Genomic DNA, 20,887 nt, shown 5'->3' with positions numbered 1-20,887 from the left:
CCGTGCCGGACGAAGTGACGCCCGCCGTCCTGACTCCGGCGGTGGCCGACGCCCGATGCGACCCCGGGCTGCCGCCGGCCGGGCCCCGCACCGGGCGTCCCCATCCGGTGGCGGCCCTCGTGGACCGGATCGGGGACCTGTTCACACCCCTCGGCTTCGACATCGTCGACCTGCCCCTGATGGAATCGGCCGACGACAACTTCGATGTGCTCGGCTACCCGCGGGACCACCCGACCCGGACCCGGCTGAGCTTCTTCCCCGCACCGGACCTGGTCCTGCGCACCCACGCGACCTCCGGCGGCCCGCGGGCCATGCGGGCCGCCGCCCCCGGCCCGCTGCGGACGCTGCTCGTGGGCACCTGCTTCCGCAACGAACTCTCCTCCCCCTACTCCGGCTCCCAGTTCACCCAGATCGACGGACTGGTGGTCCAGCCGGCCACGGGCCTGCCGGACCTCATGGGGCTCTTCGACCGCCTGGTGTCGGGCCTGTTCGGACGCGGACACCCGTGGCGCGTGCGGCGCGGCGACTACCCCTTCGCCTCGCCGGGATTCGCCGTGGAGGTCGCCTGCCCGCGCTGCGGACCCGGCTGCGACGAGTGCGAGGGCCGCGGGCACGTCGAGATCGGCGCCGGCGGCCTGCTCCGCGACGACGTGCTCACCGCCGGGGGCTACGCCCCGGACCGGGTCGTGGGGCTGAGCTTCGGCTGCTCCGTGGAACGCCTCATGAGGCTCACCCACGGATTGACCGACATCCGGGAACTGCTGGTCAACGACCCGCGCCTGCTGGAGCAGTTCGACCACGCCTGCATACCGGTCGGGCCGCCGGAGAAAGGAACCGACCGACCGTGAGAATTCCCCTGGCCTGGCTGGAGCAGGAGTGCGGCGGCGGCGTCGACCGCGCGGCGCTGCTCGACCACCTCCACGGGAGCGGCGCCCGCGCCGCCCCGGACGCCGACCGCGCGGTGGAGGTGGAGCCGCCCGCCGCGCTCGCCCACCTCGGATCCGTACGCGGCCTGGCGGCCGAAATCCGCGCGCGCGGCGGCCTCGCGCCCCTCGCGCCGCTCGCGCTGTCGACCCTGCCGGACGGGCTCCCGCTCAGCGCCGACGGGGACGCCCCGGGCCGGGTGGCGGCGGCCGTCGTCCGACTGCCGCACGCGGTCCGGCTGCCCGACACGGCCGCGGACCGGCTGCGCGCGGCGGGCGTAGCGCTCACCGGGACGGTGGCCGACCTGGCGGCGTACGTCGGGCTCGAAACGGGTCAGCCCCTCGGCGCGGCCGACGCCCGGTCACTGGACCTCACCGGCCTGAGACTGCGGACCGCGGAGCCGGCCGAACCCGCCGCCGACGGCCTCCGCACGCCCCCCGGTACCTGGGTGCTGGCCGCGGGCGAACGGACGGTGGCCGTGCTGGGACGCGACGCTCCGCCGACGGCCGTATCCGCCGACGGCCGCGCCACGCTGGTGTGGGCCTGGTGGCTCGACCCGACGGCGCCGCACCCCGCAGCCCGGACCGGCCCGGAACCGGACGCGTACGCACCGACCGCCGTACGCGGACACGACCCGGAGTCCTGCGACCGCGCGGTGGCCCGCCTGGCCCGGCTCGTCACCGAGTGGGCGGGCGGAACCGTCACGGCGGCCGGCCGGGCCGGCGCGGCGGCGCCCACCCCGCGCGTGCTGCGCCCGGACCTCGGGGAACTGCGCCGCCTCGTCGACCCGGACCTCGACCCCGCGACCCTGGCCTCCCTGCTGGCCGCGGGCGGAGCGGCGGTCGCGCACCGCCCGGAGGGCGGCCCGCTGCACGTCACGGTGGACGCCCGGCGCCCGGACCTGGACGGTGTCCCCGCACTCGCCGGTGAGGTGGCCCGCGTCCGGGGGTACCGGACGGTGCCGCGCCGGCTGCCGCCCTCCGGCGCGGGCCCGTGGCCCGACCCGGCGCGCCTGCTGCGGCGCGGCCTCACCGACGCCGCCGTACGGAGGGGGCTGCAACAGGTCCTCTCCCCGGTGCTGCTGCGTCCCTCGGAGCCCCTCACCGCGGTCGGCGCGCCACCGGGGGCCGAGCCCGTCACCGTGCACGGACGGGCCGGGCTGCGCGACATGCGGGTGCGCGGCTCCCTGCTGCCGGGCCTCCTCGGCAGCGCGGGCCGGGCCCTGCGGCACACCGGAGCGGCCCACCTGTTCGAACTCGGCCAGGTGCCGCTGTCCGCCGCGTACGGCGACGAGTCCTGGCGGTTCGCCGTCGTCCTCAGCGGAGCCGCCGCACCCGCGTCGCTGGTCGAACCCCGGCCGCGCGCGGTGGGCTTCGCCGACCTGAGCGGCCTCCTGCGGACCCTGGCCGGCGCGGCGGGCCAGGAGGCCCCGGAGCTGTCCCCGCGGCCGTACGCGGACTTCGCGGCGGACGCCTCCTTCGCCGTCCGGGTGCGGGGCACCACGGTGGGCCGGGCGGGGCTGCTGTCCGAGGAGACCGCTGCCCTGCTCGACCCGGCGGGGGAGCGGGTGTTCTGCGCCGAACTGGATCTCGGCGCCCTGGGCGGCCTCACGCCGGTCCCGGCGACCGTGCGGCTGCCGGAACCGCTGCCCCTGCCCGCGTTCAACGTCAGCGTCGTCGTGCCCGAGCCGGTGTCGGCCGGGGAGGTCCTGCGGGTGGTCGCCGAGGCCGGCTGCACCGAGTGCCGGCTCGTCGCGGTGAAGGACCTGCTGCAGGGCGGGCGGGTGCCCGCCGGGCACCTCTCCCTCACCGTACGGGCGGAGTTCGTCCCCGCGGACGGCGGTCCGCTCCGGGCGGAGGGGCGCCGCCGCCGGGAAACGGTGCTGCGGGCCCTCGCCGGCCGGGGCTGGAGCGGGCGATGATGCACGAGGGCGCCCCGGGCCGCGAGAGCCCCGAGAAGGTGGTCGAGCGCTTCACCACCTGGCTGCGGTCCGACGGGTTCACCTGCCTGGGAGCCCGGGCAGCACTGCACCGCGGAGAGCTGGTCACCCGGGTCTACGGCGCTCTGGGCGATCAGGAGGACCTCCACCGGCTCCGCGCGGACCTGCAACGGTTCGTCACCGGCCCCCTGTCGGAGCCCGGACGCTTCCACTCCTTCGCCGCGGTCTTCGCCGAGTCCGATCCGGCCGACGAGGAGGAGTTCGAGCGGATGCTCTGGCGGCAGCTGAGCGCACTCCACGCGATCGACCGCGCCGAGAACCCGTGGGCCCCCGACATCTCGGACGATCCGCGCAGCCCCCGTTTCGGGTTCAGCCTCGGCGGCCACCCGTTCTTCGTCGTGGGCCTGCACCGGCGCGCTTCGCGCACCTCGCGCCGCTTCGCCCTGCCGGTTCTGGTCTTCAACTGCCACCGGCAGTTCGCCGAGCTGAAGCGCACCGGTGTCTACCAGGGGATGCAGACGAAGATACGCGCCAGGGAGGTGGCGTTGCAGGGCGAGGTGAACCCCATGCTCGCCGAGCACGGCACGGTCTCCGAAGCCCGGCAGTACTCCGGGCGCGCGGTCCCGCCGGAATGGAAGTGCCCTTTCGACAGACCCGAGTGACCGGCCCGACGATTCGCGCACTGACCGGCCCGACTCACCGGCCCGGCTCACCGGCCCGACTCACCGGTCCGCCGACGGCGGGAGGCGCCCCTCACACATCCGCCGGGTCGGAAGGAAACCCCGAGCCCGTGAATTCCGTCTTATGCGGATGCCACGGACAAGCGCGATTGTTCGTGCAGCTGCGAGGGGAGACACAAGAATGGCCGCAGGGTTCCGTTTCGAGGTGCTGGGCAGGGTGCGTGCCTACCGGGATGGGGTCGAGCTGCCGGTGGGCCCACCCCAACAGCAGGCCCTCCTGTGCCTGTTGCTCCTGCGCGCCAACCGGCACGTCTCCATGACGCAGATCGTCGAGGCGCTGTGGGCGCAGACGCCGCCGACCCGGGCCGTCTCCACCATCCGCACCTACGTCTGGCGGTTGCGCAAGCTGCTCGAACCGGATGGGGACTCCCCGACCGTTCTGGAACTCGCCGGTGACGGGTACCGGCTGACCCTGTGCGACGAGGCGCTGGACCTGCGCCGGGCCGACGAGATGGCCGCCGAGGCGGCGCGGGCGTCGGCCCGCGACCGGCTGCCGCAGGCCGAACGGTTACTGGCGGGCGCGTTGAGCCAGTGGCAGGGGGAGCCGCTGAGCGGCGTGCCCGGCCCGTTCGCCGAGCGTCAGCGCGTCCGGCTGGAGGAGATGAGACTGGCCCTCCTGGAGAAGCGCTTCGACCTGGCCCTGGACATGGGCCACCACCGCGCCGCCGTACCGGACCTGGTGGAACTGACCGAGGAGCACCCCCTGCGGGAGCGCCCCTACGGGCTGCTGATGCGGGCCCTGTACGGGGCGGGCCGGCAGGCCGACGCCCTGGCGGTGTTCAACCGGGTGCGGGACCTGCTCGTCGTGGAGCAGGGCATCGAGCCGGGCCCGGAACTGTCCGAGGTACACCGGCGGATCCTGGTCGGCGATCCCGCGCTGGCCGGACCCGCCCCGGCGCACACCACCGGGCATCCGGGGCGGGGCCCCGGCATTGCCACCGATACGGACACCGACACCGACACCGGGTTCGAGGCCGGCGCCGAAGCGCCGGCCGAGCCGGAGGAGTACGCCGGGACGGAGCGGGAGCCGTCGGCGCCGGTGCGGCCCGCGCCGACGCCGGCCGCACGGCCGGTGCCCGCCCAGCTCCCGTACGACGCACCGGACTTCGTCGGGCGCAGCGAGGAGGTCGACGCCTGGTACGCCGTGCTGACCGAGCCGGTGCGCAGGACCCCGGTCGTGCTGGCCGCCGCCGGAATGGGGGGCGTCGGCAAGACCTCCGTTGCCCTGCACGTCGCGCACCGGGCTCGCGCCCACTACCCGGACGGGCAGCTGTACGTCGATCTGCGCGGCGGCGGGAGCGACCCGGCGGAACCGGGCTTCGTCCTGGCCGGTTTCCTGGCCTCGCTGGGAGTGCCCGAGGACGAGGTGCCCGACGGGGTCGAGGACCGCTGCCGCCTCTTCCGGTCGGTCGTCGACGGACGGCGACTGCTGATCATGCTCGACAACGCCAGGGACGCCGCCCAGGTGAGGGGGCTGATCCCGGGGTCGTCGAGCTGCGCCGTCATCCTCACGAGCAGGTCGCCCCTGTTCGACCTGCCGCTGACGGCGCAGCTGCTGCTGAAGCCGTTCCGCACCGATGAGGCACTGGCCCTGCTCGGTTCGATCATCGGCCGGGACCGGCTGGCCGCGGAGCATGAGGACGCACGGGAACTGGTCGAGGCCTGCGGTCACCTGCCGCTCGCGGTGCGGATCGTGGCGACCCGCCTCTCGGCGCGGCCGGGCTGGACGGTGGCGACGCTGGCCGCACGGCTGGCCGACGAGCAGCGGCGCCTCGCCGAACTGCGGGTCGGCGCACTGGCCATCGACGCCGCCTTCGAGCTCGGCTACGAGCAGCTCACGACCGAGCAGGCGCGGGCGTTCCGACTGGTGGCCCTGGCGGGCACGGCCGGCATCGGCATCCCCGCGGCGGCCGCGGTGATCGGGGTCGACGACTGCACGGCGGAAACCCTGCTGGAGTCGCTGACCGACGCGGCGATGCTGGAGTCGGCCACACCGGGACGCTACGGCTACCACGACCTCGTACGGGTCTACGCCCGCCAGCAGGCCGTCTCCCACGACCCCGAGGAAGCGGCCCGGGCCCAGGGCCGGCTGCTGGACTTCCTGCTCGCGACGGCCACCAGTGCGTACCTGCACGCGGTCCCCGGAGATCCGGTGGGCGACGTGTTCGGCCCCCTGAGGTCGCGGGGCCTCGACTTCCCGGACGTGCACGCCGGCCGTGCCTGGGTGGCGGCCGAGGTGGACGGCCTGGTCGCCGCCGCGCTCAGCGCCGTCGCCCCCGGCCTGCGGGACACGGGGCAGGAGCGTCTGCGCACCGCGGTGGACCTGCTGCTGGCGGTCAGCCCCTTCACCCACGCCGTCTGGTACGACCGGATGGCACCGGTGGCCCTGGCGCTCGCCGAGGCCGCGGAACTGACCGGCTGCCGACGCAGTGTCGGGCGGGCGCGGGTGCTGTGCGGGGGCATAGCCCTGCGCGCCGGAAGGGTCGCCGAAGCGGGACGGCACGCAGGGCTGGCCGCCGAGGCGGCCCGGGCGGCGGGGGACACCTACGCCCTGCGCCAGGCCCTCAACGACCGCGGTCTGGTGGCGCAGTTCCTGCGCCGCTTCGAGGAGGCGGCCGTCTGGTACGACGAGGCGATCGCCCTGGCCCACACCCTGGGCCACCGCTCGGGCGCGGCGGTGACGACCGTCAACGCGGCACTGGCCCGCGTGCGCAGCGGACGACCCGAGGAGGCCCTCGCCTCCTGTGAGTCGGCCCTGGTGCTGATGCGGGAATTGGATGACAACGTTGCCGCGGCATATGCCCTGTATGTGAGCGCCCTGGCCCTGCACGAACTGGGCCGGTACGAGGAGGCGGTGGCCCGCTACGGCGAGGCCCTGACCGTGTGCCGGGCGACCGGGCTGCGGGAGCGGGAGGCCCAGGCGCTCTACCGGCTGGCGGAGACCCTGCGCGTCTCCGGGCGGCATCAGGAGGCGGTGCGGCACGCGGCCTCGGCGATCGCCCGCTGCGAGGAGGCGTGCTCGGAGCGGGATCTGGCGCAGGCGCTGGTCGTCATGGGGCGGACGCTGGCCGATCTGGGGGAGGGGGGCCGGGCCAGGGAGCACCTGGAGCGGGCCCGCGGCGTCTTCACGCGCCTGGGGCTTCCCGACGCGGCGGACGTGGCGAAGCTGCTGGCCGGGCTGGAGGAGGTGCCCGCGCGGAACGGGAGCAGGCTGGTCGACGGCCGCGTGTGACGTGAGGAGGGGGCCGCCCGGGCACGGGGGGTGGGTGCCCGGGCGGCCCCGGTCCGCGGCGGCTCAGCTGGTGATGGCCGGGGGCTGGAACCGGGAACCGGTGTTGTTGACGTCTTCCGGGGTGATCTCGCCGGTGCTCGCGTCGGCAACGGTGGTGCGGGCACCGTCGGCCGTCGGCGTGGGCGGCTGGCCGGCGGCGCCCAGCGCGGTCGCGGCGAGCAGGGCCAGGCAGAGCGCGGTGCAGGTGCGGAAGAGCTTCGACATGAGGTGGTTCTCCTTGACTGTCACCACCGGTGGTCTGCCGGCGGTGTGGTGCGGGTGATGCGCGGCTGTCGACGGGGTCCGTCAGCAGCAGAGGGGGAGGTCGTCGCCGGTCGGGCCGCCGGCCACCCGGGTCAGGGCGTCGCCGAGGTGCGGTGCGGGCACGGTGGCGAGGGGGGCGGAGAGGAGAGTCAGCAGCAGTGCCATCGCCAGTGCCCGGGCGGGACGGCCACGGAGGGGGTCGGTGACCGGTCGGCCGTACGGAGCTGCACCGGCGGGGAGGCGGGGTACGTGCGGCATGCGGAGCGTCTCTCTCGTCGGGGGAGGAAAGCCGGTGTGTGGCGCCGGGGCCGGCGACCGCCGTCCCCTTGCGCTGTCTCCTCCGACGTTAGGCGCCGGTGATCAACGACCGATCTATCGATCGATCTACGGCCCCGCCTGCCCCGCCTGCCCCTCACGCACCGCCGCCCGGCAGCCCGTTCAGGCCGGGCCGTGGTCCCCGCGGTGCCGATCGGGGACCAGGGAGGATTCGCCCGCCGCCGGGAGGAGACTGCTGCGCTGGCCGAGGCACCGCAGGCTCTGCCGGTAGGCCCAGAGGGCCCGCTCGGCGCGTCCGGAGCGCTCCAGGAGTTCCCCGAGGTCGTTCCAGGCGGAAGCCGCCTGCCGGTCCGCCTCGGACGCCTCCAGCAGCAGCGCGGCGCGTTCGCTGCCCTCCTCGGCCGCCGCGGTGTCGCCGAGTTGCAGCTGGGAGCCCGCCAGCACCAGGAGGGTGCGCGCGGTTTCCAGCCGGTGCCCGGTGCCGAGGAGTTCGAGGGAGCGGCGCGCGTGCTGCTCGGCCTCGCGGGGGTTGCCCTCCAGCAGGCAGGCACGGGCCAGCGCGGTCTCGCAGTACGCCATGTCCACCGTGCTGCCGTGGCTGGCCAGGTTCTCGGCGCTGCGCGTCAGCTGTGACTTGGCCTCCGCGATGTCGGCGGTCTCCGACTGCATGAGCACCGAGGCGTAGGCGTTGCGCAGCCGCGACAGCGCACGGGCGTCGTCCCCCTCGGAGTAGATGGCCAGGGCGCGTTCCAGCAGAAGCAGGGCGTCGGCGGAGGCTCCACTGCGGTGTGCCACCGCGCCGGCGTTCCAGTAGGCGGCTCCCAGGGCCTTGCGGTCCTTGATGCCCTCGGCCTCCTCGATGGCGGTGCGGGCCAGGAACGCGGCGCGGTGCAGGTCGCCGCGTTCGCAGTACAGGCCGACGAGCGTGGCCAGCAGTTCGACGCCCAGCACGGTCGAGGTGAGCCGTAGTGTGCGGGCCTCCTCCAGGGTGGTGGTGGCCAGGTCGATCGCATGGGCCAGGTCGCCCGTCTCGCGGTAGCAGCGGCACAGGGCCACCGCCACGGTGAGCCGCGGGACCAGGGACTGCCCGTACCCGGCGTGGTCCAGGAGGGCCTGGTAGCGGTCGGTGGCCTCCTCCAGCCGGCCGGCGTGCTCCAGGGCCTGGGCCACGCCGTACTCGGCGGTCAGCCGGATGCCCTCCTGCCCCGCCCGGGCGGCCTTGTCGCGTACGGCGGTGTAGGTCGCGAGCGCGGTTTCGGGGTCGCCGTTGCGCAGGCTGATCTCCGCGTAGCGCAGGTCCGTCTGCGGGAGGTCGTGGCGTTCGGGCGCCAGGAGTTCCAGCAGGTGCTCGGGACCGCAGCCCAGGCGGGCGGCGATCTGCTCCAGCACCTCCGGGGACGGAGTCCGCTTGCCCGCCTCCAGCAAGGAGATGTAGCTCGCCGAAAGGTTGTCGCCGGCCAGGTCCATCTGTGACAGTCCCGCGTCACGGCGCAACCGACGGATCCGTGACCCCAGAGTCTGCGATTCCGTCATGGTGATTTCCCCTTGGTGAGACCGGCGGCGTTCATCGGGTGTGAATATGCGGTGAATATACTCGGTCAAAGCCGGAGCGGGCCAGGGCTTGCCCGCATTCCCGGGCGGGCGGGTCCGTCAACTCGACGGGGGGTGTCCGGCCTGTGGCTTCCGGGTTTCCCGGCCGCCAACCGGAATCGTCCTTCCTGTCCGCGGGCGCGGCGGAGGCGGATCCACCGCTCGACCGGATACGCCCGGACTTTCACTGCCCGAGTCAAGTGATTCTGTCAATAATGCCGCAAAATGGTCAGCCTCAAGGTCGGGCGCCGTCCGCCGGTGGATAGGGGAAACACCGCAGCCATGTGACCGACTTATTGACTCCATCCGGAAATCGTTTCGGATGTGCGGTGGCGGGGCGACGGCGAAACCGGAGACGGCGCGGCGTCCGGCTCGTTGCCGGGGTCCGGCGCCGGACCGGCCTGTCCACAGGTGTCGTCCGGCCGCACAATGGGGGAGTGGCAAGCGGGGCCGGCAGGAGGAACACGAGCGTTGACGAACCAACGACCCGACAGCTCGGGCGCGCCCCGTGACTGGGCCGAGCACGTGGTGTCCTGCCTCGACGGCCGGGACGACACGGACTGGACCCTCCACGAATCCGTCCGCGGCACGCACAACCTGGCCGCCGAGACCAACGAGCGGCGCGCCCGCGCCGTTCACGCCGCCGCCATGGGGCTGGGGCCCGCCGGCCGCGCGGCCGCAGCGGGGGTCTCGGAGGCCATGCTGTCCCGCTGGTGCGCGCAGAACCCCCTCTTCGACGCGGCCCTCATGTCGGCCGCCGCCATGGCCGCCGCCGAAGAGGTCGCCGAACCGGGCCGGCTGAGCGGCATGAGCCTGGGGCTCCTGCTCCAGACCGTCGTACGGGGGACCGGCGTCACGGCCGCCGCGGCGGCCGTCAACCTCAGGTACGACCAGCTCCGGCGCCTGAGGGAGCGCAACCCGGACGTGGACCGGCTGATCCGCGCGGCGGTCACGCGGGCGCGTGCCCGCCGGATGCCCAAGGCCCGCAAGCCGGCGTTCACCTACCGCGTGATCAGGGACGGCGAGCCCACGCAGGCCGCCGCGAAGGCCCCGCACCGGGCCGTGCCCCCGTCCGCCTCCACCGGCTGAGCGGCGCCCCCTGCAACGCCGCGCCGACGCGTGGCGCCCGTGGGGGCGGCCCGTCGGGAACGCTGCCCGCGGGGCCGCCCGACCCGGCGGATGCCATGCTGGGAGGCGGGGGCCCCGTCGGCCGGAGGTTCACGACGATGGCGAAGCGCGAGAAGACCGCAGTCGGTGCCGGACCCCGCCGTACGGCGGGAGAACGGGCGGCCGAAGGCAGGGCCGCCCGCCGGCACGCACCACGTTCCTCCCACGGACCGTTCGAGCCGTCGCCGCACCGGCCGGATCCGGTGGACGTGATCGAGCGGCAGTCCGCCACCCGGGTCCAGGAGCTGGTGCCGATCCGTTACGGCCGGATGGCGGAGTCACCGTTCCGCTTCTACCGGGGCGCCGCGGCGGTCATGGCCGGCGACCTGGCGGACGCACCCGACTCGGGCATCCGGGTCCAGCTCTGCGGCGACGCGCACCTGATGAACTTCCGGCTGCTCGGCTCCCCGGAGCGCAACCTGCTGTTCGACATCAACGACTTCGACGAGACGCTGCCCGGCCCGTGGGAATGGGACGTCAAACGGCTCGCGACCAGCCTCGTCATCGCGGGGCGCGAGAACGGCTTCTCCGACCGGGAACGCGCGGACATCGTACGGTCGGCGGTGCGCGCCTACCGCGAGCAGATGCGCGTCTTCGCCGGGATGGGCAACCTCGACGTCTGGTACGCCCGCGTCGACGAGGCACAGCTCCACGCGCTGGCGGAGGGCGCGCTGCACACCCGCGGGCGCAAGAACGTCTCCGAGGCGCTGCACAAGGCACGCGGCCGCGACAGCCGGCAGGCGTTCGAGAAGCTGACCGAGGTGGTCGGCGGCCGCCGCCGCTTCGCCGCGGTCCCGCAGCTGATCACGCCGATCTCCCAGCTGGTGCCGGACCAGGAGCGCGAGGAGCTCGACGGGCAGATCCTGACCCTGGTCGAGCGGTACGGGCGCAGCCTCCAGACGGACCGCAGGCACCTGCTGAGTCAGTACGCGGTCGTGGACATGGCCCGCAAGGTGGTGGGCGTCGGCAGCGTCGGCATGCGCTGCTGGGTCGTGCTGCTGCTCGGCCGCGACGGGCAGGACCCGCTGATCCTGCAGGCCAAGGAAGCGGACGAGTCCGTGCTCGCCGCGCACGCCGGTGCCAGTGCGTTCGACACGCAGGGGGAGCGGGTCGTCGCGGGCCAGCGGATGATGCAGGCCGCGAGCGACATCTTCCTGGGGTGGCAGCGGACGAGCGGGATCGACGGCCGGGAGCGGGACTTCTACGTACGGCAGCTGCGCGACTGGAAGGGGATCATGGAACCGTCCCGGATGGCACCACGGGGCATGAGGGCCTTCGCCGGCCTGTGCGGGGTCACCCTGGCCCGCGCGCACGCCCGGTCCGGTGACCGGATCGCCATCGCCGCCTACCTGGGCGGCCGGGACGTCTTCGACCAGGCACTCGTGCGGTTCGCCGAGAGCTACGCCGACCAGAACGCCCGCGACCACCAGGCCCTGACGGACGCGATCGCCTCGGGCCGGGTGAGCGCCGCCGCAGCCTGACCCGGACGGCCCCGCCCCCGGCGGCGGCCGTCGCCGCACAGCGCAACGGGCCGCCGCCCCCGCGGCCAGAGCCAGGCGCACGGCACGCGCAATCCGCGCAACCACCGCCGTCGGCCGCCCGGCGTCGCCGGGACGTACGCTGCCATCCCCGCCGCACGGCGCGCGTCGCCGGGCCGGGGTGCCCCCGTCGGGTCGGTCGTGGCGCGTGCGGCCCCGCTGCGGCCGACTGGACGCCCGCGGGCGCGCTTTCGGGTGACACCACCGCTCGGCGCCGGGCGCGCCCCCGGCGCCGTACCCGACCATCTCAGGCGGCCGGTCATGTTCCGGTCATGATCAGCCGGGGCGCCGTGCGGAGCCCCGGATCCGGGCAGCCGCTGGGAGACCCCGTGCACGTCCTGCTTGTCGCGAGCGCGTTCAACAGCCTCACCCAGCGGGTCCACGCCGAGCTGCGCGACCACGGCCACAGCGTGGCGGTCGAGCTCGCCCTGCCCCACGTCCCCCTGACCGAGGCCGTGGACCGTCACCGACCCGACCTCATCCTCGCCCCGATGCTGCGCACGGCCGTCCCCGAGGAGGTGTGGGCCACTCGTACCTGCCTGATCGTCCACCCCGGCCCGCTCGGCGACCGCGGCCCCTCCTCCCTCGACTGGGCCGTCCGGGACCGGACCGCCCGCTGGGGCGTCACCGTCCTGCAGGCCGAGGCCGAGATGGACGCCGGAGCCGTCTGGGCCACGGCCGAATGCCCCGTCCCGCCGGTCGGCAAGAGCGACCTGTACCGCGGAGAGGTCGCCGACGCCGCGCTGCGGGCCGTCCTGCTCGCCGTCGACCGCTTCGCCTCCGGCACGTACGTTCCGCAGCCGCAGACCACCGGCACCGCGCGCCCCGCCATGCGCCAGGAGGACCGCCGCATCGACTGGGCAGCCGACTCCACCGAGCGGGTGCTGCGCGCCCTGCGCTGCGCCGACTCACAGCCCGGCGTACGGGACGAACTGCTCGGCGCCGCGTGGTACCTGCACGGAGGCCACCCCGAGGACCGGCTGCGCGGCCGCCCCGGAGAACTGCTCGCCACCCGGGCCGGCGCGATCTGCCGGGCCACCGCCGACGGAGCCGTCTGGATCCCCGAACTCCGCGCGCCCCGCACCCCGGGCGGACCGGCCACCCCCAGGCTCCCCGCGACCACCGCCCTCGCCGACCGGCTGCCCCCGCTGCGCGAGGACCCGGCGCCGTTCCCCACCGACCCGCGCCGCCGGACCTGGTCCGACATCGGCTACCGCGAGGAGGGGGCGACCGGCTTCCTCTCGTTCGCGTTCCCCGGAGGCGCGATGAGCACCGCGCACTGCCGGCGGCTGCTGGACGCCTACCGGGCCGCCTGCGCCCGCCCCACCTCCGTGCTCGTCCTCGGCGGCGGCCGGGACTTCTTCTCCAACGGCATCCACCTCGGCGTCATCGAGGCGGCCGCCGACCCGGCCGCGGAGTCCTGGGCCAACATCAACGCCATCGACGACGTGGTCGAGGCCGTCCTCACCACCACCGACCGGCTCGTGGTCGCCGCACTCGGGGGCAACGCCGCCGCCGGCGGGGCCATGCTCGCCCTCGCCGCCGACGAGGTCTGGTGCCGCTCCGGCGTGGTCCTGAACCCGCACTACCGCCTCATGGGCCTGACCGGCTCCGAGTTCTGGACGTACACCCTGCCCCGCCGCGTCGGCACCGGCGTGGCCGAGCGGCTCACCACCGAGGCACTGCCGCTGAGCGCGGAGGCCGCACTCCGGCTCGGTCTGGTCGACCGTACGGTCGAGTGCGCCCCCGGCGCCTTCGCCGCGGAAACGGCGCAGCTCGCGTCCCGCCTCGCCGCGCTCCCCGCCACCCCCGCCCGGATCGCGGCGAAGAAGGCCCGCCGCGAGCGCGACGAGGCCGACCGGCCGCTCGCGGCCCACCGCGCGGCGGAGCTGGCCCCGATGCGCGCGACCTTCGACGATCCCGCCGCCCCCTACCACGCCCTGCGCCGTGCCTTCGTACGCAAGGAGACCCCGGACGCCACCCCGCCCCACCTCGCGCGGGCCGTGCCGGGACGGCACACCGCGCCGCTGCCCTCCCGGCAGCGCCCGTTCACCGCAATGGCGGTACATGACGGAGCACCCGGGGCGCCGGGCTGTTAGCAAGAAGGGTGAGGCCGAACGCGCGGCCCGCCACGCCCGCGGCCCGGAGCGCGCGCCTCCCCGTCCCCCGACCGCCCCGAAACCCTCCCTGAACCCCTCCCCGAGGAGGAATCCCATGAACGCAGCAACGCCTGCCCCGGCAGAGGACCCCCCGATCCACATCCTCTGGATCAACGCGGGGCTGAGCTGCGACGGCGACTCCGTTTCCCTGACCGCGGCGATGCAGCCCAGCATCGAGGAAATCGTGATGGGCGTCCTGCCCGGCCTGCCCAAGATCGCCGTGCACTGGCCGCTCATCGACTTCGAATGCGGCCCCATCGGCGGCGCGGACACGTTCATCGAGTGGTTCTTCAAGGGCGAGCGCGGCGAGATCGACCCCTTCGTGCTCGTCGTCGAGGGATCCATCCCCAACGAGAGCATCAAGCCCGAGGGGTACTGGTGCGGCTTCGGCGACGACCCGGAGACCGGCCAGCCCATCACCACCAGCGAATGGCTCGACCGGCTGGCGCCCAAAGCCCTCGCCGTCGTCGCCATCGGCACCTGCGCCACCTACGGCGGCATCCACGCCATGGAGGGCAACCCGACCGGCGCCATGGGCGTGCCCGACTACCTGGGCTGGGACTGGAAGTCGAAGGCCGGCATCCCGATCGTGTGCGTCCCGGGCTGTCCGATCCAGCCGGACAACTTCTCCGAGACGCTCACCTACCTGCTGTACCAGGCCGCCGGCTCGGCCCCGATGATCCCGCTCGACGACAAGCTGCGCCCCACCTGGCTCTTCGGCGCGACGGTGCACGAGGGCTGCGACCGGGCCGGCTACTACGAGCAGGGCCAGTTCGCCCACACCTACGACTCCCCGAAGTGCCTGGTCAAGCTGGGCTGCTGGGGTCCGGTCGTCAAGTGCAACGTGCCCAAGCGCGGCTGGATGAACGGCATCGGCGGCTGCCCGAACGTCGGCGGCATCTGCATCGCCTGCACGATGCCCGGCTTCCCCGACAAGTTCATGCCCTTCATGGACGAGCCCCCCGGAGGCAAGGTGTCCAGCGCCGCCAGCGGGGCGTACGGGGCCGTCATCCGCAAGCTCCGCGCGATCACGGCGCACACCGTCGACCAGGAACCCAAGTGGCGTCGCACCGGCGAGAAGCTGACCACGGGCTACCGCCCGCCCTGGTGACCGCCCGCCCACCGCAACCGGGGGGCGCCCCGCCGGCCCTCCGGCCCGCGGCGCCCCCCGGCACCCCCTCCCGCACTGAACGAAGGGTCACGGCAGACACGATGGCACCGAAGACGAAGACGGCCGGAGACGGCAGCGGCCTGGTGGAGATGGCCTGGGATCCGATCACCCGGATCGTGGGCAGCCTCGGCATCCACACGAAGATCGACTTCAAGCAGAAGCGGGTCGCGGAGTGCTACAGCACCTCCTCGGTCTTCCGCGGCTACAGCGTCTTCATGCGCGGCAAGGACCCCCGCGACGCGCACTTCATCACCAGCCGCATCTGCGGCATCTGCGGTGACAACCACGCCACGTGTTCCGTCTACGCGCAGAACATGGCCTACGGGGTGAAGCCGCCCCACCTCGCCGAGTGGATCATCAACCTGGGCGAGTCAGCGGAGTACATGTTCGACCACAACATCTTCCAGGAGAACCTGGTCGGGGTCGACTACTGCGAGAAGATGGTCCGCGAGACCAACCCCGGCGTCCTGGAGCTGGCCGAGCGCACCCCGGCCCCGCACGCCGGCGAGCACGGCTTCAAGACCATCGCCGACATCATGCGCTCCCTCAACCCCCTCGAGGGCGAGTTCTACCGCGAGGCGCTCCAGGTCAGCCGCTACACCCGCGAGATGTTCTGCCTGATGGAGGGGCGCCACGTGCACCCCTCCACCCTCTACCCCGGCGGCGTCGGCACCATCGCCTCCGTCCAGCTCTTCACCGACTACATGAGCCGCCTCATGCGGTACTGCGAGTTCATGAAGCGCGTCGTCCCGCTCCACGACGACCTGTTCGACTTCTTCTACGAGGCCCTGCCCGGGTACGAGGAGGTCGGCCGGCGGCGCGTGCTGCTCGGCTGCTGGGGCGCGCTCAACGACCCCGAGCACTGCGACTTCACGTACGCCAACATGACCGACTGGGGACGGAAGATGTTCGTCACCCCGGGCGTGGTCGTGGACGGGAAGCTGGTCACCAACGACCTGACCGAGATCAACCTCGGCATCCGCATCCTGCTGGGCAGCTCGTACTACGACGACTGGCAGGGCCAGGAGCAGTTCGTCACCCACGACCCGCTCGGCAATCCGGTCGACCCCCGGCACCCGTGGAACCAGCACACCATCCCCGCCCCGCAGAAGCGGAACTTCGACGACAAGTACAGCTGGGTGATGTCCCCGCGGTGGTTCGACGGCAAGGACCACCTCGCCCTCGACACCGGCGGCGGCCCCCTCGCCCGCCTGTGGTCCACCGCCCTGTCCGGGCTCGTCCACACCGACTACGTGCAGGCCACCGGCCACAGCGTCGTCATCACCCTGCCGCGGACCATGACGAAGCCCGAGACCCGCTTCGAGTGGAAGATCCCGCAGTGGAGCAACGCGCTGGAGCGCAACCGCGCCCGCACGTACTTCCAGGCGTACGCCGCCGCCATCGCCCTGCACTGCGCCGAGAAGGGCCTCGCCGAGGTCCGCGCCGGACGCACCCAGACCTGGGAGAAGTTCGAAGTCCCGGACGAAGGACTGGGCGTCGGCTTCACCGAGGCCGTGCGCGGCGTGCTCTCGCACCACATGGTGATCCGCGACGGCAAGATCGCCAACTACCACCCCTACCCGCCGACCCCGTGGAACGCCTCCACCCGCGACACCTTCGGCACACCCGGCCCCTACGAGGACGCCGTCCAGAACACCCCGATCTTCGAGGAGAACACCCCGGAGAACTTCAAGGGCATCGACATCATGCGCGCCGTGCGCAGCTTCGACCCCTGTCTGCCCTGCGGCGTCCACATGTACGTCGGTCCCGGCAAGACCGTCAAGCAGATGCACGTCCCCACCGGCCTGAGCGGACTGGGCGGATGAGCGCGGCCGTCGACGCCCGGCAGGCCGGGCAGCGGGTCGAGGAGGTCCTGGAGCGCCTCGCCGCCACCGGGGACCGCGAGGCCTGCGCCGCCGCCGAGGAACTGGTGCGCGTCCTCATGGACTTCTACGGCGCGGGCCTCGCCCGCGTCGTCGAGCGGATCGGCGACGGCCCGCTCGCCCGGCTGCTCGACGACGAACTCGTCGCGAGCCTGCTCGCCCTGCACCACCTCAACCCCGAGGACGTCCACACGCGCATCGCCCGCGCCCTGGACGCCGCGGCCGACCCGCCCGAACTGCTCGGGTTCGACGAGGAGAGCGGCGTCCTGCGCTTGCGGCCGCGGACCGCCGGGAGCGGCTGCGGCTGCCCCAGTACGGGCGCGGCCGCCCAGCAGGGAGTCGAGGACGCCCTGGCCTGTTTCGCCCCGGAGGTCACGCGGGTGGAACTGGAACCGGCCGGAGCACCGCAGCCCGCCCTGCTCCAGATCTCCACCCGCCCGCCCGCCCCGGCGCAGGTGCCGTGAACGGCCACCCCGCGCCGGCACGCACGGGCGCCCCCCGCGGGCTGGGCCGCTTCACCGGCCCGCGCCCGCCGCGGCCCGAACGCTGCGAACTGTGCGGTGTGACCGTCCCCGAGGACGGCCACCGGCACCTGGTCGAGACCGAGAAGCGGGCGCTCGTATGCGCCTGCACGGCCTGCTCCCTGCTCTTCGACCGGCCCGGCGCCACCACCGGGCGCTACCGCGCCGTCCCGAACCGCTACCTCACCGACCCCGACCGCCCGCTCGACGACGGGGCCTGGGAACTCCTCCAGATCCCCGTCGGCGTCGCCTTCTTCTTCCGCAACGCCGCCCTCGACCGGCTCGTCGCGCTCTACCCGAGCCCGGCCGGCGCCACCGAGAGCGAGCTGGACCCGGAGACCTGGCAGAGCGTCCTCGGCACCAGCCGCCTCGCGGCCCTCCTCGAACCTGACGTGGAGGCCCTGCTGCTGCACCGCGTGGAGGGCCGCACCACCTGCCACCTGGTGCCGATCGACGTCTGCTACGAGCTGGTGGGCCGGATGCGCCTGCTGTGGCAGGGCTTCGACGGCGGCGCCGAGGCCCGGGCCGCGCTGCGGGCCTTCTTCGAACAGGTCGAGCGCCGGGCCAAGGTCCCGGCGGAGACCGCCGAGGGGGTCCGGCTGCCATGACGGAGTTCACCTTCACCTGCACCGGCGTGCGGGCCGACGCCTACGCGGCCGGCCCCACCCTCGTCTTCCGGCTGCGGATCACCACCGCCGACCCGCAGGCCCGGGTGCACGCCCTCGCCCTGCGCTGCCAGATCCGCATCGAACCGGCCCGGCGCGGCTACGGCCCCGCCGAGGCCGAGGGCCTCGCCGACCTGTTCGGCGAACGCTCCCGCTGGGGCACCACCCTCCAACCGGTCCAGTTCGCCCACGTCACCGCCATGGTGCCCAGCTTCACCGGCGCGACCGAGACCGACCTCGTCGTGCCCTGCACGTACGACATGGACATCGCCGCCAGCCGCTACCTCAGCGCACTGGAGGACGGCGAGGCACCCCTGCTGCTGCTGTTCTCGGGCACCGCCTTCACCGGCGCCGGAGGGTTCCGCGTCGAGCCGGTGCCCTGGGACCGCGAAGCCGCGTACCGGATGCCCGTGGCCGTGTGGCGCGAGATGGTGGAGCAGCACTTCCCCGGGTGCGGCTGGCTGCGGCTGCCCCGGGACACCATGGCCGACCTGCTGGCCTACCGCTCGCGGCACGCGCTCGCCTCCTGGGAGGCGACCGTACGGGCCCTGCTCGACGCCGCGGTCCTCGCCCAGCCGCCGCAGCCGGACCCGGCCCGGCTGGGCGGCGCCGCACCGCGCGTCACCGAGAGGACGGCGCCATGACCACCACGACCGTGCCGGAGTCCCGCTTCGACACCGCGCGCCAGGTCGCCGACGCCGTCCTCTTCGAGGGCTACGTCCTCTACCCGTACCGTGCCTCGGCCGCCAAGAACCGGCTGCGCTGGCAGTTCGGCGTACTGGTCCCGCCGGCCTGGGGGCCCGCGCACCGGGAGCACGCCCTCCAGCAGACCGAGATCCTGATGGAGCCCAAGGGCGAGGCCGTCCTCGCCGTGGAGCTCCGCTTCCTGCACGCCCAGCGCCGCACCGTCCAACAGGTCCTGGACGGCGGGGACTTCGCGGACGTCGCCGAACTGCACCTCGACGACCGGGTGCTCGTGCCCTGGGACGAGGGCGTCGAGGAACGGGTCGAACTGTCGGTACCCGTGGGCGAACTGGCGGACGGGGAGACGGTCCTCCCGTTCCGCCGTCCCGCGCGCGAGGAGACCGAGCCCGTCCTCGGCCCCGACGGCCGGTGCCTGGGCCGCCTGGTACGGCGCACCGAGGAGGTCGAGGGCGCCGTACGGCTGCGCACCACCGAACTCGACGGCCCGTACCGGGTGGTGAGGCTCACCGCCGTCGTCGAGAACACCAGCCCGTGGACCCCCGAGGCCGCGGGACCGGCCGACCGCGACGCGGCCCTGCCCCGGTCGCTGGTCGCCGCCCACCTCCTGCTGGGCCTGGACACGGGCGCCTTCCTGTCCATGACCGACCCGCCGGAGTGGGCGAAGGGGGCCGTCGCCTCCTGCGTCAACCGCCACACCTGGCCGGTCCTGGCCGGTGCGCCGGGCCGCGCCGACGTGGTCCTGTCCTCCCCGATCATCCTGGAGGACCATCCTGCGATCGCCCCCGAGAGCGCCGGTGCCATGTACGACTCCACCGAGATCGACGAGATCCTGGCCCTGCGCACCGCCGCCCTCACCGACCAGGAGAAGCGCGAGGCCCGCGGTACGGACGCCCGCGCCGCGGCAGTGATCGAACTGGCCGACTCCATGCCGCCCGAGGTACTGGAACGCCTGCACGGAGCCGTCCGCGCGCTCCGCGAGATCACCGGGCCCGACCCGGCCGTCGACCTCGTGGACCTCCCCCCGTTCGGTGAGCCCGGAGCCCCCGGCGCACCGGCCGCACCCGCTGCACTGCGCGACCCGGACGCGGTGTTCCGGCCCGACACCCCGTGGTGGGACCCCGCGGGCGCGGACACGGCCGACCCCGTGCCCGACCACGCGCTGGTCGACGGCACCCCGGTGGGCGTCGGCAGCCGCGTCCTGCTCCGCCCGGGCCCGCGGCGTACCGACGCCCAGGACCTGTTCCTCCACGGCCGCGCCGCCCGCGTCGAGGCCGTACTGCACGACGTCGACGGCGGGGTGCACCTGGCCGTCACGGTCGAGGGCGACCCCGGCGCGGACATCCGCCGCGAACAGGGCCGGTTCCTCTATTTCCAGCCCGACGAGGTCACCCCCCTGGAGGACGCGTGAGCGGCCCGACCCTGGTCGCCGGCATCGGCAACGTCTTCCTCGGAGACGACGGCTTCGGCGTGGAGACGGTGCGGGCCCTGTCCGCGCACCCGCTGCCCGACGGCGTCGAAGTGGTCGACTTCGGCGTCCGCGGCGTCCACCTCGCCTACCAGCTCCTCGACGGCTACGACACGCTCGTCCTCGTCGACGCCGCCGCCCGCGGCGGCGCCCCCGGCACCCTGTACCTCATCGAGCCCGACGGGGCGGCCCCGGTCGCCCCGGGCGCCGCCGTCCTCGACGGCCACCACATGTCACCCGACGCGGTCCTCGCGCTGCTCGGCACACTGTGCGCCGGCACCGGCTCCACCCCGCCCCGGCGCACGCTCGTCGTCGGGTGCGAACCGGCCTCCACCGAGGAGGGCATGGGCCTGAGCGGGCCGGTGGCCGCCGCGGTGCCGCAGGCCGTACGCATGCTCCTGGACCTGCTCCAGACGCAGCCACCCGCGAACCAGGACGACCGGCTCCGCCGCGAACTGAGGAGTACCCCATGACGAAGTCCCAGGCCCTCATCGGCGGCGCGACGGCCGCCGCCCTCGTCGCCGTGTTGGCGCAGATCCTCCCCGACGTCCGGCGCTACCTGCGCATGCGCAGGATGTGACGCGGCGCGCCCCGGCGTCCGAATGGCGT

18 protein-coding genes are annotated in these 20,887 nt (G+C 74.2%); 15 read left to right on the top strand and 3 right to left on the bottom strand.

What is annotated here, in order from left to right:
• Nucleotides 1-2: 2 nt before the first annotated feature.
• The 4 genes from ACFWW8_RS09740 (at nucleotide 3) to ACFWW8_RS09725 (ending at nucleotide 6,835) form a co-directional block, all read left to right on the top strand.
• Nucleotides 3-848 (top strand): hypothetical protein, encoded by an 846-nt coding sequence (locus tag ACFWW8_RS09740; RefSeq protein ID WP_386525991.1) that lies wholly within the window; start codon nucleotides 3-5, stop codon nucleotides 846-848.
• Nucleotides 845-2,845, top strand: a complete 2,001-nt coding sequence (locus tag ACFWW8_RS09735) for a phenylalanine--tRNA ligase beta subunit-related protein (RefSeq protein WP_386525988.1) — start codon at nucleotides 845-847, stop codon at nucleotides 2,843-2,845. Before ACFWW8_RS09740 ends, ACFWW8_RS09735 begins: the two co-directional genes overlap by 4 nt.
• A complete protein-coding gene (gene gntA / locus ACFWW8_RS09730; RefSeq protein ID WP_386525985.1) occupies nucleotides 2,842-3,525 on the top strand; it encodes a guanitoxin biosynthesis heme-dependent pre-guanitoxin N-hydroxylase GntA in 684 nt (227 codons plus the stop codon). The genes ACFWW8_RS09735 and gntA overlap by 4 nt, the downstream gene beginning before the upstream one ends.
• A 199-nt stretch (nucleotides 3,526-3,724) precedes the next feature.
• Nucleotides 3,725-6,835 carry a BTAD domain-containing putative transcriptional regulator gene (locus ACFWW8_RS09725; RefSeq protein ID WP_386525982.1) on the top strand — a complete coding sequence of 1,037 codons (3,111 nt, stop codon included), beginning with the start codon at nucleotides 3,725-3,727 and terminating at the stop codon, nucleotides 6,833-6,835.
• A gap of 63 nt (nucleotides 6,836-6,898) precedes the next feature.
• On the opposite strand, the gene ACFWW8_RS09720 is transcribed toward ACFWW8_RS09725, so the two are convergent.
• From ACFWW8_RS09720 to ACFWW8_RS09710, 3 genes are all read right to left on the bottom strand, one after another.
• Nucleotides 6,899-7,099, bottom strand: a complete 201-nt coding sequence (locus ACFWW8_RS09720; protein ID WP_386525979.1) for a hypothetical protein — start codon at nucleotides 7,097-7,099, stop codon at nucleotides 6,899-6,901.
• A gap of 81 nt (nucleotides 7,100-7,180) precedes the next feature.
• The gene (locus tag ACFWW8_RS09715) at nucleotides 7,181-7,396 is read right to left on the bottom strand and encodes a hypothetical protein (RefSeq protein ID WP_386525976.1); all 216 of its coding nucleotides are present in this window, start codon (nucleotides 7,394-7,396) and stop codon (nucleotides 7,181-7,183) included.
• Between the two features lie 180 nt (nucleotides 7,397-7,576).
• Nucleotides 7,577-8,947: a helix-turn-helix domain-containing protein gene (locus ACFWW8_RS09710; RefSeq protein WP_386525973.1), complete on the bottom strand. Its 1,371-nt coding sequence runs from the start codon at nucleotides 8,945-8,947 to the stop codon at nucleotides 7,577-7,579.
• Nucleotides 8,948-9,475: 528 nt separating this feature from the next.
• Between ACFWW8_RS09710 and ACFWW8_RS09705 the strand changes: the two genes are divergently transcribed.
• From ACFWW8_RS09705 to ACFWW8_RS09655, 11 genes are all read left to right on the top strand, one after another.
• Nucleotides 9,476-10,093: a hypothetical protein gene (locus ACFWW8_RS09705; RefSeq protein WP_386525971.1), complete on the top strand. Its 618-nt coding sequence runs from the start codon at nucleotides 9,476-9,478 to the stop codon at nucleotides 10,091-10,093.
• Nucleotides 10,094-10,230: 137 nt separating this feature from the next.
• Nucleotides 10,231-11,652, top strand: coding sequence for a DUF2252 domain-containing protein (locus ACFWW8_RS09700; protein ID WP_386525968.1), 1,422 nt, complete (start codon nucleotides 10,231-10,233; stop codon nucleotides 11,650-11,652).
• A 386-nt stretch (nucleotides 11,653-12,038) separates the two neighbouring features.
• Complete coding sequence (locus ACFWW8_RS09695) at nucleotides 12,039-13,808, top strand: enoyl-CoA hydratase-related protein (RefSeq protein WP_386525965.1); 1,770 nt, start codon at nucleotides 12,039-12,041, stop codon at nucleotides 13,806-13,808.
• A gap of 115 nt (nucleotides 13,809-13,923) precedes the next feature.
• On the top strand, nucleotides 13,924-14,979 hold the full coding sequence (locus ACFWW8_RS09690; protein WP_386525962.1) for a hydrogenase expression protein HypE: 1,056 nt from the start codon (nucleotides 13,924-13,926) through the stop codon (nucleotides 14,977-14,979).
• Nucleotides 14,980-15,080: 101 nt separating this feature from the next.
• Nucleotides 15,081-16,865, top strand: a complete 1,785-nt coding sequence (locus ACFWW8_RS09685; RefSeq protein WP_386525960.1) for a nickel-dependent hydrogenase large subunit — start codon at nucleotides 15,081-15,083, stop codon at nucleotides 16,863-16,865.
• Nucleotides 16,862-17,386 (top strand): hypothetical protein, encoded by a 525-nt coding sequence (locus tag ACFWW8_RS09680; protein WP_386525957.1) that lies wholly within the window; start codon nucleotides 16,862-16,864, stop codon nucleotides 17,384-17,386. Before ACFWW8_RS09685 ends, ACFWW8_RS09680 begins: the two co-directional genes overlap by 4 nt.
• Entirely contained in the window at nucleotides 17,383-18,051 is a 669-nt protein-coding gene (locus tag ACFWW8_RS09675) for a DUF5947 family protein (protein WP_386525954.1), read from the top strand. Before ACFWW8_RS09680 ends, ACFWW8_RS09675 begins: the two co-directional genes overlap by 4 nt.
• Nucleotides 18,048-18,752 carry a DUF6084 family protein gene (locus tag ACFWW8_RS09670; RefSeq protein WP_386525952.1) on the top strand — a complete coding sequence of 235 codons (705 nt, stop codon included), beginning with the start codon at nucleotides 18,048-18,050 and terminating at the stop codon, nucleotides 18,750-18,752. Before ACFWW8_RS09675 ends, ACFWW8_RS09670 begins: the two co-directional genes overlap by 4 nt.
• On the top strand, nucleotides 18,749-20,221 hold the full coding sequence (locus ACFWW8_RS09665) for a hypothetical protein (protein WP_386525949.1): 1,473 nt from the start codon (nucleotides 18,749-18,751) through the stop codon (nucleotides 20,219-20,221). The genes ACFWW8_RS09670 and ACFWW8_RS09665 overlap by 4 nt, the downstream gene beginning before the upstream one ends.
• Nucleotides 20,218-20,751 (top strand): hydrogenase maturation protease, encoded by a 534-nt coding sequence (locus ACFWW8_RS09660; protein ID WP_386525947.1) that lies wholly within the window; start codon nucleotides 20,218-20,220, stop codon nucleotides 20,749-20,751. The genes ACFWW8_RS09665 and ACFWW8_RS09660 overlap by 4 nt, the downstream gene beginning before the upstream one ends.
• Nucleotides 20,748-20,858, top strand: coding sequence for a DUF6893 family small protein (locus tag ACFWW8_RS09655; RefSeq protein WP_386525944.1), 111 nt, complete (start codon nucleotides 20,748-20,750; stop codon nucleotides 20,856-20,858). Before ACFWW8_RS09660 ends, ACFWW8_RS09655 begins: the two co-directional genes overlap by 4 nt.
• Nucleotides 20,859-20,887 lie beyond the last annotated feature (29 nt).

Origin of the sequence: Streptomyces sp. NPDC058701 (assembly GCF_042715295.1) — a bacterium.
Lineage (GTDB): Bacteria > Actinomycetota > Actinomycetes > Streptomycetales > Streptomycetaceae > Streptomyces.
The sequence above is the reverse complement of the archived record's forward strand: the minus strand, read 5'-3'. Positions and strand labels throughout refer to the sequence as shown.

Excerpts from the sequence above, each read along its gene's own strand:
- gntA (WP_386525985.1), top strand. The coding sequence starts at position 2,842 with ATGATGCACGAGGGCGCCCCGGGCCGCGAGAGCCCCGAGAAGGTGGTC.
- ACFWW8_RS09725 (WP_386525982.1), top strand. The coding sequence starts at position 3,725 with ATGGCCGCAGGGTTCCGTTTCGAGGTGCTGGGCAGGGTGCGTGCCTAC.
- ACFWW8_RS09720 (WP_386525979.1), bottom strand. The coding sequence starts at position 7,099 with ATGTCGAAGCTCTTCCGCACCTGCACCGCGCTCTGCCTGGCCCTGCTC.
- ACFWW8_RS09715 (WP_386525976.1), bottom strand. The coding sequence starts at position 7,396 with ATGCCGCACGTACCCCGCCTCCCCGCCGGTGCAGCTCCGTACGGCCGA.
- ACFWW8_RS09710 (WP_386525973.1), bottom strand. The coding sequence starts at position 8,947 with ATGACGGAATCGCAGACTCTGGGGTCACGGATCCGTCGGTTGCGCCGT.
- ACFWW8_RS09700 (WP_386525968.1), top strand. The coding sequence starts at position 10,231 with ATGGCGAAGCGCGAGAAGACCGCAGTCGGTGCCGGACCCCGCCGTACG.
- ACFWW8_RS09690 (WP_386525962.1), top strand. The coding sequence starts at position 13,924 with ATGAACGCAGCAACGCCTGCCCCGGCAGAGGACCCCCCGATCCACATC.
- ACFWW8_RS09685 (WP_386525960.1), top strand. The coding sequence starts at position 15,081 with ATGGCACCGAAGACGAAGACGGCCGGAGACGGCAGCGGCCTGGTGGAG.
- ACFWW8_RS09680 (WP_386525957.1), top strand. The coding sequence starts at position 16,862 with ATGAGCGCGGCCGTCGACGCCCGGCAGGCCGGGCAGCGGGTCGAGGAG.
- ACFWW8_RS09670 (WP_386525952.1), top strand. The coding sequence starts at position 18,048 with ATGACGGAGTTCACCTTCACCTGCACCGGCGTGCGGGCCGACGCCTAC.
- ACFWW8_RS09665 (WP_386525949.1), top strand. The coding sequence starts at position 18,749 with ATGACCACCACGACCGTGCCGGAGTCCCGCTTCGACACCGCGCGCCAG.
- ACFWW8_RS09655 (WP_386525944.1), top strand. The coding sequence starts at position 20,748 with ATGACGAAGTCCCAGGCCCTCATCGGCGGCGCGACGGCCGCCGCCCTC.